Origin of the sequence: Mycobacterium sp. SMC-17 (assembly GCF_045310915.1) — a bacterium.
GTDB lineage: Bacteria > Actinomycetota > Actinomycetes > Mycobacteriales > Mycobacteriaceae > Mycobacterium.
In genome coordinates this window covers 191,973-210,322 of sequence record NZ_JBJIAK010000003.1, presented here as the reverse complement: position 1 = coordinate 210,322, position 18,350 = coordinate 191,973, and the positions used below count along the sequence as shown (strand labels likewise).

The 18,350-nt window shown below is 65.3% G+C and carries 17 protein-coding genes; 6 read left to right on the top strand and 11 right to left on the bottom strand.

The features are described from left to right. Window positions 1-22 precede the first annotated feature (22 nt). From ACJH7A_RS03580 to ACJH7A_RS03570, 3 genes are all read left to right on the top strand, one after another. Window positions 23-1,540 carry an NAD(P)/FAD-dependent oxidoreductase gene (locus tag ACJH7A_RS03580; RefSeq protein WP_318984168.1) on the top strand — a complete coding sequence of 506 codons (1,518 nt, stop codon included), beginning with the start codon at window positions 23-25 and terminating at the stop codon, window positions 1,538-1,540. Further along, window positions 1,537-2,376 (top strand): short-chain dehydrogenase/reductase, encoded by an 840-nt coding sequence (locus tag ACJH7A_RS03575; protein WP_318984167.1) that lies wholly within the window; start codon window positions 1,537-1,539, stop codon window positions 2,374-2,376. Before ACJH7A_RS03580 ends, ACJH7A_RS03575 begins: the two co-directional genes overlap by 4 nt. A gap of 78 nt (window positions 2,377-2,454) precedes the next feature. After that, window positions 2,455-3,144, top strand: a complete 690-nt coding sequence (locus ACJH7A_RS03570; protein WP_318984166.1) for an Abi-alpha family protein — start codon at window positions 2,455-2,457, stop codon at window positions 3,142-3,144. Between the two features lie 16 nt (window positions 3,145-3,160). Here the strand turns inward: ACJH7A_RS03570 and ACJH7A_RS03565 are convergent, their stop codons facing one another. Then, complete coding sequence (locus tag ACJH7A_RS03565; RefSeq protein ID WP_406783814.1) at window positions 3,161-3,844, bottom strand: TetR/AcrR family transcriptional regulator; 684 nt, start codon at window positions 3,842-3,844, stop codon at window positions 3,161-3,163. A 188-nt stretch (window positions 3,845-4,032) separates the two neighbouring features. Here ACJH7A_RS03565 and ACJH7A_RS03560 point away from each other — a divergent pair, with 188 nt between their 5' ends. The 3 genes from ACJH7A_RS03560 to ACJH7A_RS03550 all read left to right on the top strand — a co-directional run bounded on the left by ACJH7A_RS03560 (window position 4,033) and on the right by ACJH7A_RS03550 (window position 8,238). After that, entirely contained in the window at window positions 4,033-5,793 is a 1,761-nt protein-coding gene (locus tag ACJH7A_RS03560) for a long-chain fatty acid--CoA ligase (RefSeq protein WP_318984164.1), read from the top strand. Window positions 5,794-5,810: 17 nt separating this feature from the next. Continuing rightward, entirely contained in the window at window positions 5,811-6,950 is a 1,140-nt protein-coding gene (locus ACJH7A_RS03555) for an acyl-CoA dehydrogenase family protein (RefSeq protein WP_318984163.1), read from the top strand. A gap of 88 nt (window positions 6,951-7,038) precedes the next feature. After that, window positions 7,039-8,238: a BTAD domain-containing putative transcriptional regulator gene (locus ACJH7A_RS03550; protein ID WP_212806506.1), complete on the top strand. Its 1,200-nt coding sequence runs from the start codon at window positions 7,039-7,041 to the stop codon at window positions 8,236-8,238. 7 nt (window positions 8,239-8,245) lie between these two features. On the opposite strand, the gene ACJH7A_RS03545 is transcribed toward ACJH7A_RS03550, so the two are convergent. Genes ACJH7A_RS03545 through ACJH7A_RS03500 form a run of 10 tightly spaced genes read right to left on the bottom strand, consistent with a single transcriptional unit; the run spans window position 8,246 to window position 18,350 of the window. Beyond that, window positions 8,246-9,052 carry a hypothetical protein gene (locus ACJH7A_RS03545; RefSeq protein ID WP_244872819.1) on the bottom strand — a complete coding sequence of 269 codons (807 nt, stop codon included), beginning with the start codon at window positions 9,050-9,052 and terminating at the stop codon, window positions 8,246-8,248. Beyond that, window positions 9,042-9,650: an Mce protein gene (locus tag ACJH7A_RS03540; protein ID WP_212806507.1), complete on the bottom strand. Its 609-nt coding sequence runs from the start codon at window positions 9,648-9,650 to the stop codon at window positions 9,042-9,044. The genes ACJH7A_RS03545 and ACJH7A_RS03540 overlap by 11 nt, the downstream gene beginning before the upstream one ends. After that, entirely contained in the window at window positions 9,647-10,273 is a 627-nt protein-coding gene (locus tag ACJH7A_RS03535; RefSeq protein ID WP_212806508.1) for an Mce protein, read from the bottom strand. The genes ACJH7A_RS03540 and ACJH7A_RS03535 overlap by 4 nt, the downstream gene beginning before the upstream one ends. Before the next feature lie 25 nt (window positions 10,274-10,298). Beyond that, a complete protein-coding gene (locus ACJH7A_RS03530) occupies window positions 10,299-11,558 on the bottom strand; it encodes an MlaD family protein (protein WP_212806509.1) in 1,260 nt (419 codons plus the stop codon). Then, window positions 11,555-12,673 carry an MlaD family protein gene (locus tag ACJH7A_RS03525; protein ID WP_406774168.1) on the bottom strand — a complete coding sequence of 373 codons (1,119 nt, stop codon included), beginning with the start codon at window positions 12,671-12,673 and terminating at the stop codon, window positions 11,555-11,557. Before ACJH7A_RS03525 ends, ACJH7A_RS03530 begins: the two co-directional genes overlap by 4 nt. Continuing rightward, entirely contained in the window at window positions 12,670-13,872 is a 1,203-nt protein-coding gene (locus ACJH7A_RS03520; protein WP_406774167.1) for an MCE family protein, read from the bottom strand. Before ACJH7A_RS03520 ends, ACJH7A_RS03525 begins: the two co-directional genes overlap by 4 nt. Further along, complete coding sequence (locus ACJH7A_RS03515; protein WP_212806511.1) at window positions 13,869-14,933, bottom strand: MCE family protein; 1,065 nt, start codon at window positions 14,931-14,933, stop codon at window positions 13,869-13,871. The genes ACJH7A_RS03520 and ACJH7A_RS03515 overlap by 4 nt, the downstream gene beginning before the upstream one ends. Then, window positions 14,930-15,979 (bottom strand): MlaD family protein, encoded by a 1,050-nt coding sequence (locus ACJH7A_RS03510; RefSeq protein ID WP_212806512.1) that lies wholly within the window; start codon window positions 15,977-15,979, stop codon window positions 14,930-14,932. Before ACJH7A_RS03510 ends, ACJH7A_RS03515 begins: the two co-directional genes overlap by 4 nt. Next, window positions 15,976-17,493, bottom strand: coding sequence for an MlaD family protein (locus tag ACJH7A_RS03505; RefSeq protein WP_406774165.1), 1,518 nt, complete (start codon window positions 17,491-17,493; stop codon window positions 15,976-15,978). The genes ACJH7A_RS03510 and ACJH7A_RS03505 overlap by 4 nt, the downstream gene beginning before the upstream one ends. Then, window positions 17,493-18,350 carry an MlaE family ABC transporter permease gene (locus ACJH7A_RS03500; RefSeq protein ID WP_406801440.1) on the bottom strand — a complete coding sequence of 286 codons (858 nt, stop codon included), beginning with the start codon at window positions 18,348-18,350 and terminating at the stop codon, window positions 17,493-17,495. Before ACJH7A_RS03500 ends, ACJH7A_RS03505 begins: the two co-directional genes overlap by 1 nt.

The window sequence follows — 18,350 nt, the reverse complement described above, 5'->3', positions numbered from 1 at the left end:
GGCACTCAGCAAGGACACACCCATGACCAAACCCACTCCCACACATGTCCATACCGCGATCATCGGTGCCGGCTTCGGCGGGATCGGCGCGGCGATGCGACTCAAGGATTCCGGCGACGACGACTTTCTCGTATTCGAACGAGCCAGCGACATCGGCGGAACATGGCAGGCGAACACCTATCCGGGAGCGCAGTGCGACATCCCGTCGGTGCTGTACTCGTACTCGTTTGCCCCGAACCCGGATTGGACGCGCCTGTATCCGCTCCAGCGAGAACTGAAGGCCTACATCGAAAGATGTGTCGATGACAGCGGCATCCGGTCGCACATTCGGCTGGGGCACGACGTCACCGACGCCTCATGGGACGACCTGGCCCAGGTGTGGCAGATCATCGCAGGTGGCCAACATTTCACCGCCACCGTCGTGGTCCTCGCCACCGGACCATTCAGTGAGCCCTCGATTCCGAATCTTCCGGGCCTCGAAGACTTCTCGGGTCCGGCCTTTCACTCGGCGGGCTGGCGTCATGACGTCGACCTGCGCGGAAAGGCGGTCGGTGTCATCGGCACCGGCGCTTCGGCCGTGCAGTTCATCCCCCGGATTCAGCCTGACGCCGCCGAACTGGTTGTGTTTCAACGAACTCCGACGTGGATCTTGCCCCATCCGGACCGCCCGGTCGGGCCCGCGGTGCGTTCGGTGTTCCGCACGGCCCCGCTCGTCCAGCGCGCAGCCCGTTCGGCGGTCAGCCTCGTCCAGGAAGCGATGGTGCCCGGCCTGGTCCATCTCCCGGCGCTGCTCCAGCCGATGGCGGCCGTCGGCACGTGGCATCTCCGCAGGCAGGTCCGCGACGAGAACCTGCGGGAAAAGCTGACACCGAGGTATGCGTTCGGATGCAAACGACCGACGTTCTCCAACACCTATTACCCCGCGCTGGCCGCGGACAACACCGTCGTGGAAACCGCCGCGATCCGGCGGGTCACCAGAGACGGGATCGAAACCGCCGACGGGCACCACCATCGCCTCGACGCCATTGTTTTCGGAACCGGGTTCAAACTGGCCCATAACGACGGATTCACCCGCATCCACGGCCGAGATGGCCGCAGCCTCGCGGAGGTGTGGGCCGGCGGAGAGATGAAGGCGCACTTGGGCACCGTCATTCCGGGCTTTCCGAATCTGTTCATGATCCTCGGCCCGAACTCGGTGGTGTACACGTCGCAGATCGTGACGATCGAGGCACAGCTCGACTTCGTACTCGACGCCATCGCGCAGATGCAGCGCCGTCAGATCCGCAGTATCGAGGTCTCGAACGAAACCCTCGACAATTTTGTCGCGCACGTCGACCGGCGTCTTGCGCACTCGGTGTGGAACTCCGGTGGTTGTCACAGCTACTACTTGAGTCCGTCTGGCCGCAACTTCACCTTCTGGCCTGGCTTCGTCTTCACATTCCGACGCCAGATGCGCCGAATTCGCCTCGCGGAGTTCGATATCCGTTACGCGGCCGTGCCGCCCGAATCCGACCGCGCCGAGTTGGTGGTCGGACGATGACCGCACGTGCAGCGATGCCCCTTTCCGGTGCAGTGGTTTTCATCACCGGCGCGGCACAGGGCATCGGGTTCGAAGCGGCCTCCCGTTTCGTGGCGGCCGGATCCCGAGTGGTCCTCGTCGACGTCGACGAAGAGAAGCTCGGGAAAGCAAAGGAGCAGCTGGGGATGGACACCATCGGCATCGTCGCCGATGTGCGCGATGCCGCCGCGTTGGCCGCCGCGGCCGAGCAGGCAGTGGACACCTGGGGACGCATCGATGTAGTGGTCGCCAACGCGGGCGTCACACCGCCGCCGGCAACCCTGCGCACCATCGAACCCGATGCGTTCCAACGGGTTATCGACATCAATCTGCTCGGCGCGGTGCACACCGTGCGCGCGACCACCGAGCACATCATCTCCAGTAGCGGACACATTCAGCTCATCGGGTCCTGCGCTGCGTTCGCACCGGGCATGGGCGGTGCGGCGTACATGATCAGCAAAGCCGGTGTCGAACAGCTCGGGCGAGCGTTGCGGATCGAGCTCGCCACCCACCAGGTGACGGTCGGAATCTCCTACTTCGGAATCGTCGACACGGCGCTGGCCCGCACCACACTCGATGACGATCCGATGGGCCAACGCATCGGCGAACTGTTGCCCTGGCCATTGAACAAGCGCATCGACGCCGGTCACGCTGCCGCGAGCATTGTCGACGCAGTCGGCCGGCGCCGAGCCAGCAGCACCATGCCGCGCGCATGGATCCCCTATGCCTGGCTTCGTGGTGTCATCAACGTGCTCCTCGACCAGCAACTCGCGGCCAACCAGACGGTGGCCGCCATCATCCGGCAACTGGAGCGCTAAGACGCTGCCTCGCAGCGGAAGCCAGATCACCAACCCGCATCAGTCGAAAGAACCGCCCTCCAGAAAAGAGATCACACGATGGTCACCACCTCCGACGTGCACGGCCTGATCGCGACCGCCACGACATTCGCCCGGCGCCGGCTATCCGTGGCGGGGCGAGCCGATATCCCCGTGCCGGAGGTGCCGTCGCGCGAGCAGGCCGGCGGGCCGCCGCACGGGCCACCGCGGCCGGCCGATGCCGACATTGCGACACAGAATGATTCGTCGCAGTCGAAGGAATCGTTGCGCACCAGAATGGCCGAGTTGTTGGACCGCTCACTGGACCAGAGCACGGGCGAGACGCGGCTGGAGCTCTACGACCGTATCGTCGACCAGCTTGTTGCCGACGAGGCGAGGATTCTCCGTGCACTTTCGGACGGCACCACCTCTCCCCTGGTCAACGTCTATGCGCAGTCTCGGCGGTGGTCCTTGCCTCGAGCCGTCGTGACCAACACCTCGCTGATCGGCCGCACCGCGGGCGTGACGCTGCCGACCATGGTGCCGATCTACGTCGCGAACCTGTTGCGGCTCGGTCTGGTTGAAATCGGACCCCACGCAGACGGATCCGAGCCCGGCTACGAGGTGCTCATGGCCGAACCAAGCGTCAGGCGCGCCATCGCCGATGCGCAGGCGGCGCGGCAGTCCACTCGGGTGGAACGGCTCAGTCTGCGCCTGTCCGACCTGGGACGCGAGCTGTGGACGACAACGACGTGCGACAGTTCCTGGTAAGGCACAAATTCTCGAACTACCTGGGCCACAATGCGTTCCGCCATAGGGCTGACACCGCGTCGATAGTGCGATCGAGGTGGGCGGATTGCGCACCGACACCCGCGGGTGCACTGCCGGCGACCGTCGCGGTGGTCAGGACACGCACCAGAGCAGGGAGGTCGGTCGAGATCGGTTGGGCGCCTTGATGTACCTCGGCCGACACAATCTCCACGATGCGGCGAGTAATCGCGTCCTCCACGGCGGCGACGATCTCGGCGATCTCCGGTTCGTAGCCTGACGATGCGCGACACGAGGCCCACACCGGGTCGTCGGCAGCCAGGGCGGCACGGATACCGGCGATGACCCGTGCGACCAATGCCGGAGTGGACTCCCCCGGTGTCCGCAACGCAAACGACTTATCGAGCATCGCGGCAGTGGTGCGTCCGTGCAGCAGTTCCGCCAGGGCGGAGTATTTGGATTCGAAATAGAAATAGAACGCGGTTCGCGTGACACCGGCCTGCCGAGTGATCGCCTGTACCGAAACGTCCGTAATCGGGTTTCGATCCAGCAATTCGCGTAGCGCTGTCAAGATCGCCGTACGGGCGTGATCACCACGGTTGGTGATCGTCGTTCGGTCACGGCCGGTGGTGCTCGGACTGTCGGTGGCAGTCGGACTCGCCTGGCAGCACGTGCCGTTCGGTTGACGTCGAGTTGCCAACATCACGGCTCTCCTTCTGTCGGGCAAGGTATTTCACTGAACACAGCGGGCACCGGACGACGTGCGTGAGACCTCTCCATCGCCCACGATTGAAACAATCATACGCAATATGTTCTACTGTTTCAGCCTGAGCCGTTGCGGCCGCACCCCCGGTCCGGACCCCGCACGGCACTGCTGCGAGAAGGGTTGTGATGAGCGAAAGTCTGTGCGCGCACTTCCAGCGGCGCGTTGCCGAACTCGGTGACACCGCGGCGATTTGCCGCGCCGACGGCACAGTGGCATTGACCTGGTCGCAGTACGGCGACCAAGTTCGAAGAGTGGCCGCCGGTCTGGCCGCGCTGGGCGTGCGGCGCGGCGATGTGGTGGCGATGATGCTCACCAATCGTCCCGAGTTCCACGTTGTCGACGCGGCGGTGATGCATCTCGGTGCGGTCGGCTTTTCGGTGTACAACACCAGCGCCGCGGCGCAGATCACGTACCTGTTCGACAACGCCCAGCCGGCAGTCGTGGTCAGCGAGGCGCAATATCTGGAGAAGGTGCTCGCTGCCTCGTCAGGAACCGATGTGCGCCACGTCATCTCGCTCGACGAACCGAACCACGGTGTGCTCACCCTCGATGAGGTAGCAGATGGTGGTGCGGAGGATTTCGACTTCGACGCCGTGTGGAAAGCCGTTCAGCGCGACGACATCCTGACCCTCATCTACACCAGCGGGACCACAGGGCACCCCAAAGGCGTAGAGCTGACGCACGGCAACTTGCTGTACCAACTCGAGGTGATCCCCAGTGTGGTGGGCAATCTCAGCCGGGGTCGAGTGCTGTCCTATCTGCCGGATGCACACCTGATCAACCGTTGGATCGGCCAGTACGCGCCGATGTACTTCGGCATCACGGTCACCGATGTCGATGACCCGAAGATGCTGATCGACGTACTGGGCCGCGTGCACCCGACGTTCTTCGTCGCGGTACCGATGCTCTGGTACAAGATTCGGGCTCGCGTCGAGGCACTCATCGCGGAGCAGACCGGACCGGCAGGCGCGCTCGCGCGGTGGGCCCTGGCAGCCGGCAAGAAGAAGGCGGGAGCCACCCTGGTGGGAGGCCGGCTGGGACTGCTCGACGAAGCAGCCGCCGTCGCGGCGGACGTGTTGGTGTTGTCCAAGATTCGCGCGCGCCTCGGAATGGACCAACTGAGCGCGGCCGTGTCGGGCGCTGCCCCCATCGATGTCTCCGTACTCGAGTTCATGCTTGCGATCGGTATTCCCGTGTTGGAGGCATGGGGCATGTCGGAGACCTCCGCGGTAACGACCGTCAATCCCAGAGACCGGCTCAAGCTCGGCACGGTGGGTAAACCAATCCCCGGCACACAAATCAAACTGGCCACCGATGGCGAGATTCTGGTCCGCGGATGTGGGGTGATGCGCGGATACCACCGCGATCCCGGTCGCACCGCGGAAATCCTCGATGTCGACGGCTGGATCCACACAGGCGACATCGGCTCGGTCGACGCCGACGGGTATCTGCGTATCGTCGACCGCAAGAAGGAGTTGATCATCAACTCCGGCGGAAAGAACATGTCCCCCAGCAACATCGAGGGAGCACTGAAAGCAGCCAGCCCGCTGATCGGCGCTGTCGCCGCCATTGGTGACAACCGTCCGCACATCGCCGCGCTGATCACGCTCGACCCCGATGCGGCCGCTGACTTCGCCTCCCGACATGGATTCGCCGGCGCCACCGTCGACGAGATGGTCGACCACGAGGCGACACAGCAGGCGGTGTCCGATGCGGTGGCGTCGGCGAATACCCGGCTATCCCGGGTGGAGCAGATTCGGAGCTGGAAAGTCCTGCCGCAGTACTGGATTCCCGGCGGGGATGAGCTGACGCCGACGCTCAAGCTGCGCCGCGCACCCATCGCCGAAAAATATGCCGCACAGATCGACGCGCTGTACGCGCGTTGAAGGAGAGGAACAAGACAGTGACCCCCGCATCGACGACCGAACTTGCCGACCTGTCCGGTTTGGCCCGCGACTTCTTCGCCAAGGAAGTCGTTCCGCGTCACGAGGAATTCGCCGCCGTCGGCGAGCCCGACCGCGCGTTGTATCGCCGTGCCGGCGACCTGGGGTTGCTATTGATGTCGATCCCGGAGGAATTCAGCGGTGGTGGCGCAACTTTCGCGCACGAGGCGGTGCTGTTCCGGGAGCAGGCCTACGCCGGCGATCTGTCCATGCAGTTGGGTGTCCACACGGGCATCGTCCCGCACTACCTGAACGCCTATGCCACCTCCGCGCAGAAGCTGCGCTGGCTGCCCAAACTCGCTGCCGGTGAATGGATCGGCGCGATCGCCATGACCGAACCCGGTACCGGATCAGATCTGCAGGCCATTTCGACGCGAGCCGTTCGCGTGGGAGACGAGTACGTGATTTCCGGCGCCAAGACGTTCATCTCGAACGGCGCGACGTGCGACCTCATCATCATCGCGGCCAAGACCGATCCGCAGCAGGGTGCGGCCGGGTTGTCGCTGTTCGCCGCCGAAGTTCGCGACGATACTGCGGGATTCCAGCGCGGCCGCAAGCTGAAGAAGATCGGACAGAAAGGGCAGGACACCACCGAACTGTTCTTCGATGAACTTCGTGTCCCCGCGGAGAACCTGCTCGGTGGCGTCGAAGGTCGCGGCTTCGTCCAGCTGATGCAGCAGTTGCCGCAGGAGCGCCTGATCGTGGGCGTCGCCGCCTTGGGCGCGGTCGAAGCCGCATACGACCACACGTTGGCGTACGTCAAGGAGCGCCACGTGTTCGGGAAACCCCTCTTCGCCCTGCAGAACACCCGTTTCGAACTGGCGGAGATCGCCACCGTGATCGACGTCATGCGCACGTTCGTCGACGACGCGATTCAACGTCACGTCCGCGGCGACCTCGACGTCAAACGCGCCGCGCAGGTCAAACTCTGGTGCTCCGAACAACAGACACAAGTCGTCGATCGCTGCCTGCAACTACATGGCGGTTACGGGTACATGGAGGAATACCCCATCTCCCGCCTGTTCGTCGACAGTCGGATCTCGCGGATTTATGCCGGTGCCAACGAAGTCATGAAGGACCTCATCGCGCGCCACCTCTAGCCCGGATGATTCGGCCGTCCTGATCGGGCTTGGTGTGCAACCCTCTACCCGTGCAATTGGGTAGGTTCGGCCAAGCGGGGAGCTATTGATGGGTGGCCAGACACCGGCGACGCCCGCACCTCAACGCGGTGGCGCCGAACACGACATCCAATTCGGGGTGCTGGGTCCGCTGGAGGTGACCATCGCGTCGAGGCCGATTCAGGTCGGGACGCCGAAACAGCGCGCGGTACTTGCCATGTTGGTGGCGAACGCCAACCGCGCCGTCAGTGCCACTGACTTGATCACCGCAATCTGGGAAGACGAACCGCCGGCCGCCGCTCGCATCTCCGTGAGTGCGTACGTGTCGAATCTGCGCCGCATCCTCACCGAGGCGGGCGTCGATGCCCATGCCGTGGTGTCCACCGCACCCCATGGCTACCGACTCGAAATCACCCCAGAACAAAGCGATCTGGCCCGGTTTGCCACCGAACAGCAAGCCGGGATCGACGCCGTGGCCGCCGGACGCTTCGAGGCGGCCAGTGCTCACCTCACCGCTGCGCTGCGCCAGTGGCGCGGCCCCGTCCTCGACGACCTGCGCGACTTCGCCTTCACGGAGGCGCTGCGCAACGCGTTAGCCGAGGACAAAATCGTTGCGCAGACCGCACGCGCCCACGCCGAGATCGCTTGTGGCCGAGCCCATACCGTCGTTCGTGAGCTCGAAACCCTGGTCGGCGAACATCCCTACCGCGAACCGCTCTGGGCGCAACTGATCACGGCGTACTACCTCACCGACCGCCAATCCGACGCACTCGATACCTATCACCGGCTCAAGACAACGTTGTCCGATGACCTCGGCATCGACCCCGCGCCGGCACTGCGCACCCTGTACGAACAAATCCTGCGCCAGGAACCGCTCGACGTACAGCGCAATGCCCAGGCTGCGGCCCAGACGATCATCGCCTTCGAACCCGATGTGACGACCCTGATCGACCCTGTCACCGCGGCCCTGCGCGACGTGCACGATCACCTTCATCGACTCAAGGGGGCGGCCACCCGCATCGGACGCAACCCCGACAACGACCTTGTCGTGGCCGACGACAAGGTCAGCCGGCACCACGCCGTCATCAACAACACCGGCTCCACCCACATCATCACCGACCTCGGGTCTGCCAACGGCGTCCATGTCAACGGCGAGCGCATCCGCGCCACGGCTGAACTCCACGACGGCGACACCATTCGAGTGGGTGGTCAGGTGTTCGTCTTCCAGACCTACCCGCCGGCTACAGCGCGGGACGGTGACCGGGACTGACCCGAGCTCAGCCGCCGTACTGCGGCTTGAGCTGACCCGCCAACGACGCCAGCGGCACATTGGCGACGACGGTCCCACCGTCCATCGACCAGCTGAAACGATCTCGTGGACTTGGGCTTTCACGGGACATCGGCTGGTCCGGCATGTAGAGACGCAGTGAATCACCGGTCAGCGCGAACGCCCGGTAGTTGCCCGAGTAACCCGGACCGTCGCCGTCGGGCTGGAACTCCTCCACGGTGAACGGATAGGTGCCCGGTGCGTGCGGCGGCGCGGCGGCGTCGAGCACCGGCGGCAGGATCGGTGCGGCGGCAGCCGAAACCGCCTGATTGGCATTGACTCCCGCCCGGAACAAATCGGGCAGGTACAGCCGGCGGCCGGCATTCATGTCGAAGAGGAAGGACCGGTAGGCGTTGTTGGACTGGATGCCGAAAGGCTCGAACGTCTCGTGGACGACCACCGACTGCAGGCCCCCGGGCCCGGGAATGATCTCGTAGTCGGCACGCGCACTGCTGTCCCGCGGCGTGGTGTTGCCGGTGGCACGCCAGCCGTTGAACAGCCGCGTGTAGTAGTCACGCAATACCGGCCCGGCGGTCGGGTTGTCGATCAGTTCGGCCGGAACCCGCAGGGACAGCAGCATTTCGGCTTCTCGCTGAGATTTGACGACGGCGGTGCAGGCACCGCCGTCCCAGACCGCGCCGAGTTGCGAGCAGAAACTATCGATGGCCGCGTGGGCGACGGGCGCGCCAGTCAAACACGTCGTGGCGACCACCGTTGCACCCACGGCAGCCAGGGCCGCCCGGACTCTACTTGCCACGTTTACCGTCCGCTCCGGCGAGCAGCACCTCGGCCGCCAGCCACCTGTCTCCCACCTTGCGCATCGTCATCGACACGCTGACGTAATCGGTCCGCTTCTCTTTGACCCCGGCACTGGTGACGTCCTGCTTCACCGACAGCAGCACGTCGACGTCATCGCCCCGCACGTCCTTGACCGCAGAGTCCTCGACCACACCCGTCGTGCTGACCTTGTTGTCGATCAACATCTTTCGCATGGTCGCCGCGGCCTTGCTGTAGGCATCCTTGAACTCACCCGTCGCCCCACCCAGGACATCGGCGAAATTCTTGTCGATCGTGTTCTGGTCGGTGGTGGTCAGCGTGACGGCGTATGCGCGCGCTGCTGTGAGAGCTTCTGCTGCCTCGGCGTCACGCTGATGCTGGGCGTATACCAATGCCCACGCGGTGCCCGCCGCGGCCGACAGCGCGATGATCACGACGGCCACGGCCCAGCAGAGGCTGCGCCGGACGGCATACGTCTTCGGGGCCTTGGGCTCGGCGGCCTCCGCCGGCGTGGGTGACTCGGCCTCGAGGGCCTCGTCCACGTCGACGTCGGTGATGTCGGTCTCCTTGTCGGTCACAGGATTTCGACCCTGCTGGCCAGCCAGCGGTCGCCGACCTTCTCCATGGTCATGTCGATGCGGTTGCGGTCGATGCGTGGGCTCGGGTTGTTCGCGTTGGTGATCGACTGGTCGACGAACAGCAGCACCTCGACCTTGTCGGGTGTCGCCGACTTGACTGCCGCCGCGACGACGATGCCCGTTCCGGAGGCCTTGTTGTCGATCAGCACCTGCCGCAGTTGCGTGGCGCCCTGGCTGTAGGCGTCCTTGAACTCGCCGGTGGAACCATCGAGCGACTTGCGGTAGTTCTCATCGATGTTCTTGGCGTCCAACGTCGTCAGCACCACGGCGTAGTCCTTGGCGGCCTGCAGTGCCGCGTCACTCGCGGCGTTGACCTGGTACTGCTCGTACTGCCGCCAGCCCAGGAAGCCCAGTGCTGCCACCAGAATCGTGAACAGCAACGCGCACACCACCGCGGCCAGACCGACCCGCCGCTTCTCGGCCGCGGCAGGTTCCGCGCTCTCCACGGCCGCATCCGTCTCTGTCACATCGGCGGCACGGGACTCGACCGGCGCTTCGGCCGCTTCGGTTTCGGTGTCGTGCACCTGGTCGAATACGTCGGTACTTGCAGTTCGTTTACTCATCACTTCTCGCGTGTCTCGTGGACCGTCAGTTCGGCATCGGGTACGGGTACGCCGCACCGCCGTACGGGGTGTCGATCGTGTAGCCCGGGTAGTGCGGCGTCTTGTCGGTCACCGCATGGGGGTCATATCCCGGCGGCGGACCGGCAGTGTCGTCACCCGGCGGCCGCGGCGCGTTGCGGGCGCCGCGAACCAACAGCGATGGATCCTGATCCTCACAGTAGGTGTATTTGTACGGCTCGGGGAAACTCGCGTCCGACGGGGCGTGCCGCGGCAGGTTGTAGTCGCACCGGTACTTCGGGTAGATGTCACCGATCGCCCAGACACCGCCATCGTGGACGACGGACGCGAAGCGGTCGATGAACGGGTCCCGATCCGGCCGCCAGATGTACTCCAGGCCCGGAATGCGTTGGTAGATCACCTGCGAGGTCGTGGTCAGGTTGCCGAGGATCTGCACCACGTTCTGCCGGTTGTCCGCGATCAGGTTGTCCAGCGTCGCCAGCTGTGGCTCACCGCGCTCGACGAGGGTGCGGAAACCGCCGTCCATCTTGTTCACGCCGTCGAGCACCTTGGTCAGGTCGTTGGTGGTGGCCGCCAGGCCCGGGCGGACGTCGGCGACGGTGCTGAACACGACGCGGGTGGTGCGAATCATGCTCACGGTCTCCGGCAGCACCGAGTCCACGGTGTTGGCCAACAAGCTGGCACCGTCCAGGATCGCGGCCAGCTTGCGCGGGCCGTCCTTGGTGACGTGCAGCTCGTTGAACATCTTGCCGAGCTTGTCGGCGTCGAGCTGCGCCAGCGCGCCGCGGCTGTGGTCGATGATGTGCGGCAAGGTCACCGGGATGCTGGCCTGCTTGCCCGAAATGACCGCGCCATCAGTGAGATACGGGCCACCGCCGTGCTCCGGCCGGAAGTCCAGGTACTGCTCCCCAGCCGCCGACAGGCCGGAGACCCGCACCGGGCTGTCGGTCGGGATGTGCGCCGACGCGTCGACCGAGGCGACCGCCTCGACGCCGGTCTTGGTGAGGTTGACCGCCGCGACGTGGCCGATCGGGATGCCACGCAACGTGACATCCTGATTGGCCAGCAGGCCACCGGATTCGGGCAGCATGATCCGGATGGCGATGGTCCGGTGGAACGGGTTGAACCGCAGGCCGTCGATCGCGATGTAGCCGAAGGCGATCACCGCGGTGAGCAACAGGCCGAACAGCGCGAGCACCACCTTGCGGCTCGCCACCGCCTTGACGATCCGAATGATGAACGCCACCAGGCTGTTCAGCGCGTTCATCGGGTTCGGTCCGATCCGTAGATGCGGCCGAGCAGCATGTTCCACTCGTAACGCAGGCTGCCGATCATCAGGTGCCAGTCGGTGCCGTCGGGTCCGTGGATACCGGGGTCGCCCGCGTAGTTCTTGTCGGGCAGCGCACCGATCGCGATTCTCGAGATCTCCGCCTCCACGTGCACCGCGGTAGAGGTGGTGGCCTTGACCAGGATGCCGATGAGCCGGTTGAACGCGGTGAGCGAGATGTTCGGGTCCATGGCGATCTCGTTGAACACCGCCGACAGCTTGTTCACGTCGGCCGCGACACTGCGGGTGTCGGTGCCCTGCATCGACGGGAACTTGGACAGCTGCCGCGTGATCCGGCCGACGTTGTCCACCACGTCCATGATCCGCGTGGTGTTGTCGGAGATGACCGCCAGCGCGGGGGCGCCGGCGGCCAGCGCGGTGTCGATGCTCTGCTGGTGCCGGGCGACCTCGGCCGCCATGTTCGACGTGCTGCGCAACGTCGCGTCCAGCTGCGCCGTCCGCGCCGACATCTTCGACAGGAACTGGTTGGTTTCCGAGATGAGCGCGGCCAGCTTCTCGCCGCGCCCGCCGACCACTCGGCCGGCGCCGTTGACATCGGTGGTCAGCGCGCGGATGGCGCCGCCGTTGACGAGCATGGCCAGCGAGTTGAGGAGTTCCTCGACCGTCGGTGCCGCCGCCGTCGACCCCAACGGGATGGTGTCACCGCCCCGCAGCAGCGCACCGCCGTCCGACTTGTCGTCCGGCGGGCGAATCTGCAGGAACACGTCGCCGAGCGGTGTGGCCGAACGCAGTTCGGCCGTACTGCCCACCGGCAGCGGCACATCCTGGCGGATCCGCATGGACACCTTCGCGGTGAAGTCCACGGCGTCGATCGACGTGACCTCACCGATGTCCGCGCCGTACAGGCGCACTTTCGCCTTCGACGGCAGGTTCAGCGCGTCGGTGAACACCGCGTTGAGTTCGTAGGTCCCGCCCCGGGAGCCCGGGGACGGCAACGGCACACTGTCCAGGCCGGCGGCGCAGCCGGTCATCAGCACGACACCGCCGAGAACCCCGGCCCAGCGCGCGCCGCGCACAACGGATTTCACGCTCATCGCGTCGGCCCTCCCGGTGCGGGTGCGGCGGGCGCAGGCGACGGCGTGGTGGCGGCAGCCCCCTGCTTGGGCGGCTCGCCCTGACCCGACGGGCTGATACCGTTGGCCATCAGATCCATCATCGAGGTCAAGCCGAAGTCGGGGCCGTAGTCCTGCAACGTGCCGGTGGCACAGCCCAATTGCTTCAGGCCCATCAGGTTGCAGAGTTCCTTGTTCAGCTGGTTGTACGCCAACAACTTGTCGGTCAAGAGATGTCCGCGGATGCTGCCGCCCACTGGGTCCAGGACGTTGTAGACGTTGTCCAGGGCCAGCGGCAGGACATCCAGCGTCTCTTCCAATTCGCGTTTGTTGTCCGAAAGGGACCGCACCACGGGGTCCAGGTCGCCGAACGCGCCCTTGAGCTGGTCGCGGTGGCGCTCGAGCAACCCGCTGACCTCTTCGAGGATCTCGTTGGCCTTGGCTCCGGTGCGCCCCGACCCCAGATTCTGGTCGGCAAGGATGTCGCTCAGTTGGTGCACATTGTTGCCGAACTTGCGGACGGCGTCATCGTTCTCGGCCGCGGACTGGGTCAGGTCCGAGACACTGCGAATGATCTCCTGCAGGTTCTTCTCGGTCTTGGCACCACCATCGGGACCGACCTTGAGGGCCTCCGACAACTTGGTCAACGTGGACTTGATCTGGGTGCTGTTCTCAGAGCTGATCCGAGACCCCAGATCCACCAGATCGCCCAGCGGGCCACCGCCCTGCGGGTTGCCCTTGAGGGCGGTACCCAGTTTGTCGATCATGGACAGCGTCTTGTCGAATTCGACCGGAGTCCTGGTGTGGCCCAACGCGATCAGGTCGCCGTCGCGCAGCTTGTTTCCGCCGCGGTAGGGCGGAGTCAGCTCGACGTGCCGATCGGTGAGGATCGAGGCGGAGACGGTGGCGGCCGTGACGTCGCTGGGAATCGGGATCTTCTTGTCGATGTCCATGGTGACCTCGATGTAGCCACCCTTGTTCACCACCGAGTCGACCTTGCCCACCTGCATGCCGAGCACCGACACCGCGTTGCCGGGATACAACCCGACGGCGTCCTGGAAGTGCGCCGTCACGGTGATGTTGCGTTGCCAGATGCGCGGCGCCACGGCGGCCGCGGTCGTCACCAGTGCGACGATCACAATCACGGCGATCGCCCCGATCATCAAGGCGCGCTTACTCATTTGCAGTCCTTGAAGTATTCGACGATGTTGAACTGCCGGGCCCGGCCGCTGATGGCGCACATCCAGGAGTCGACCATGATGCCCGCAGGCAGGGTGATGTCGGCACCGTTACCGCTACCGGTCAGGTTGGCGATGTTGCGTGCGGTGATCGGCGCGACCTGCAGGATGCTGCGGACCAGAGCGTCGTGGTCGGCGAGCAGCTTGGCGAACTCGTGCAGGTTGGCGATCAAGGCGTCGAGTTGCGGCTCGTTGGCCAAGAGCGTGTGGGCCCGGTCGGCAAGCAGTGTCACGCCGTCGAAGAGCCGTTGCATCGCAGCGCGCCGGGTGGTGATCTCCCCGAGAATCTGGTTGCCCTGCAACACAAGTGCGCCAAGGTCGGCCTTCTGGCGATGCAACAGCGCCGCGATGGTGTCGGCGTTGGTGATCAGCGTGCCGATCTGGTCGCGGCGGGACTGGATGACCCCGGCCAGTGAGTTCAGATTGGTCAGCGCTTCCGGTAGTGCGTCGGGCACCCCCTGCAGGCTGCCGCTCATCACCCGCACCGACTCGGCGATCTTGTCCGCATCGAGCGGCGACAGCGTGCTGGTCGCACCCTCGAGCGTCTTCTGCAAGTCATACGGCACCTCGGTATGACTCAATTTGATGGTGTTGCCGGCGAGATGGCCCGCACCGGCGGGGCTGATCTCCAGGTACCGCGAGCCCAAGATGGTCGTGAGTTTGATGGCCGCACGTGTTTCTGTCCCCAGCCGCACGTTCTTGTCGGCTTTGAACGTCACCACCACGTGGTCACCGGCCAGCTCGACGTTCTGCACCTCGCCGACGTTGATGCCCGCGATGGTCACCGCATTGCCGGATTTGATCGCCGCGGCCTGGGCGAACTCGGCGGTGTACTGCTTCTTTCCGATGTCCAGGATGCTGACCAGCACCACGGCGGCGACCATCACCACGATGACCGTCAGACCGATGACGCCGAGCCAGAATTTGTTGTAGTCCTCCAGGACTCGCTTGCGCCCGCCCGGGATGTTCTTCGGGCGCAGGGGGCCACCGAACAGGCTGCTCATCGGCACACCGCCGTGTGCCAGGTCTCGTTGCCGTTGCCCGGCGTCGCCGCCACGACGAACCGGCGGAACCAGTTGAGCAGACCGCGCCACAGCCCGAAATCGAGGTCGCAGACGTAGACGTCGATGTAGGTGCCCTCCTGGCCCGCACGGGCAAGTCCCTTGAGCAGCAACGGCACATTGGCCACCGCGTACGCCAGGCGCTGCTTGCCGTCGGTCACGCTGTACTTCAGGAAACCCGGCTCCCGGTCGATGAACTGCTGCATTTGCGGCGTGATCGCGTTGACGATCGCCGACAGCCGCGTGACGTTGGCGGTGATGGACCCCACCGACGAGACCAGCTCGTCGCGCCGGCTGTTCAGCGCGGCGATCGACACCGAGGTTTCGTGCAGCATCGTCTGCAGATTGGCGCTCTGCGCGGCCAGTGTCGTCATCAGCCGGTCCAGGTTCGCGATCAAATCCCCCAGCGCGGCATCGGGACCCGCCAGTGTCTGCGTCAGCACCGACGCCTGCGTCGTCAGGGTCAGGATCGAGCCCTCGTTGCCCTGGAACGCCTTGATGATGGCGTTGGTCAGATTGTCCACCTGCTGCGGGTCGAGCTCGGTGAACAACGGCTCGAAACCGTTGAGCATGTAGGAGATGTCGAACGACGGATTGGTCCGGCTCTCCGGAATCTGCGCTCCGACAGCGAGTTTGCGCTTGTCGCCCTCACCCTGACTCAAACCCAGGTACCGCTGTCCGATGATGTTCTGGTAGGTCACGGAGGCCAGCGTGTTGGTGTACAGCGTCTGGTTGCTGCGGACCTGGAACGTGACCTTGGCCTGGTTGTCCGGCGTCAGCTCGATCTTGTCGACGCGGCCGACCCGAACACCGGCCACCCGGACGTCGTCACCTTCTGCCAGGCCCGACACATCACTGAAGATCGCCGAATAGCTCGAGGTGGGTCCCGCGACGTTGCGCTGCAAGGTCGCGAAGACCATCCAGGTGACGGCCACGGAGAAGACCAGGAACAGCGTAAGGAACACGACGGTGCTGCGCTTCAATTTCATGGCTGTCCCTCCGGGATCGGAGCGACGTGCACGTCCTGCCCCCGGGCCACCGGGCCCAACAGCAACTGAGTGGCGGATGTGGCTGGGCCACCGACGATCTGGCTCAACTGGTCCTTCTCGTTCTGGCTACCGACGGGCCCGACGGTGCCGCCGTAGAGCGGCGCGGACTGCTGCTGAACCTGGCCGGGTGCGCCGGCTTCGGCGGGTAGCGGCGGGCCGGGAGGTGCGGGCGCAACCACCGGGCCGGGCGCCGGCGCGGCCTGCGGCGCGGGTGGCGCGTTGGGGTCCGGCGGGCCGGGAAATTCCGGCACGATCGGAACCGAAAAGCGCGGCGGTGCAATGTTGGGACGGTTCTCGGTCACCCACGGTGGGGTCGCCATACCCATCGATTCCAGGCCGGGCTTGAGGTCGGGCGCGGTCGGGGTTTCCGGCGCGGTCTTGCAGCTCGGCCCCTCCATCGCGCCGTACCGCGGGCAGTCCGCCCGGGTGTACTGGCGCGACGGGTTCATCGAGATGACCGCTTTCCAGATGATGTGGCCGGTGTCCTGATTGACGCCCTCGTCGTAGATCTTGTTGGCCAGCGCCTGCAATCGTGTCGAGACGCCGTGGAATTCGCCGGCGTGGTCGGCCAGCACACCGATCGCCGGTGTCAGTCCGGTGCTGACCTGGATCATCCGGTCACTCTGGTGCTCGAAGGCATCCCCCAGCGTGCCAGTGGTATTCAGGCCACCCGACAGGAAATTGGTCAGCTGCGTGCGCTTCTCGGCGAACGTCCGCATCGGCTGCACCGAACTGTCCAGCGCGGTGAACAGCTCCGGCGACACGGTCCGCAGACTCTCGGCGGCCGCCTTGAGCGCGGACAACGTCGTCGGTCCGGTGTCGTCGGACTTCACGACCGTATTCAGTTGCCGCATGATCTCGTTCACGTCATGGCCGGCGTCGGTGATCTTCTGTCCCCGGCCGTGGGTGGCCTCGGCAATGGCGGCGAAGACGCCGACATTGTTGGCGTCGGGCGACTGGCCGACGGCCTTGAGCAGCTGGCGCAGCTTGGCCAGCACGTTCTGGAACAGCACCGTGGGCAGGGTCTGGTCTTCGAGCACGACATCACCGGAACGGATGGGGCGGGCCCCGTCGCCGTTCTGCACCAGTTGCACCGCCGACACCGCAAAGATGTTGGCGGGCACCACGCGCGCGGTCACGTTGTCGGGGATCTGCGCGGCGAACTGCGGCTGGATGTTGACGTGCACCACGTTCGGCTGACCGTGCTGCGACGGCGTCACACCCGACACCATGCCGACGATGACACCGCGGAACTTGACGTCGGACCGCTCGGGCAGACCGTCACCGATGTTGATGAGCTTGAGCTCCACCCGGACGAAGTCGTCAAGCTTGCCTTGCGATTTCACCACCATGAGGACCGCGGCGAACGAGGCGATCACCGCGAAGCACAGGCCGATGACGCCCAGCTTGCGGTCGGTGGAGCCGCGCGGGTCGTGGTCGAAGGAGTTGCCCATCAGCCACCGAACCTTGCACCGCTGATGACGCCCCACAGCGCCATGGTGAGCAGCATGTTGACGATCATCACGACCGTGACACTCCCGCGCATCGCGCGGCCGGCCGCCACGCCCACACCTGCCGGGCCGCCGGAGGCGAAATAGCCGTAGTAGCACTGGATGGTCGACGAGATGAACACGAACACAACCGCTTTGACGGTCGCGAACAGCACGTCGCGGCCCTCGAGGAACAGCCCGAAGTAGTGCAGATAGGTACCCGTGGACTGACCGGCCACGACGCTGACCAACTGGCACGACAGGTAGGCCAGGGCCAGGGCCGCGAGGAACAGCGGCACCACCGCGATGACCGAGGCCACCACTCGCGTCGCCACCAAGTAGGCCACCGAGTTGATGCCGAGGGTGTCCAGCGCGTCGATCTCGTCATTGATCCGCATGGCGCCCAGTTGCGCGGTGAACCGGCAGCCGGCCTGCGCGATGAAGGCCATCGCGATCATCGCCGGCGCCAGCTCTCGCGTGGTGGCGAACGAAGAGACCAGGCCCGTCGCCGGCCCCAGTCCCAACAGGTTCAGCGCGTTGTAGCCCTCGACGGCGACCAGCGCACCAGCCGTGACACCGAGCACGCCGGCCACGTTCAGCGTGCCGCCGCCCACCACGATGGAGCCGTTGCCCCACGTGATGTCGGACAACAGCCGCAGCAGTTCCTTGCGGTAGCGCAGCCACATCGTCGGGATGGCCAGCACGACCTTGCCGAAGAACTCGATCATGTGGCCGGTGCGCCCGGCAGCCTTCAGCAGCCCGTTGCCGACCGCGGTGAACGGCCGCAACAGCTGCGGCGTGAATGTTGAGGGAGCGGCCAT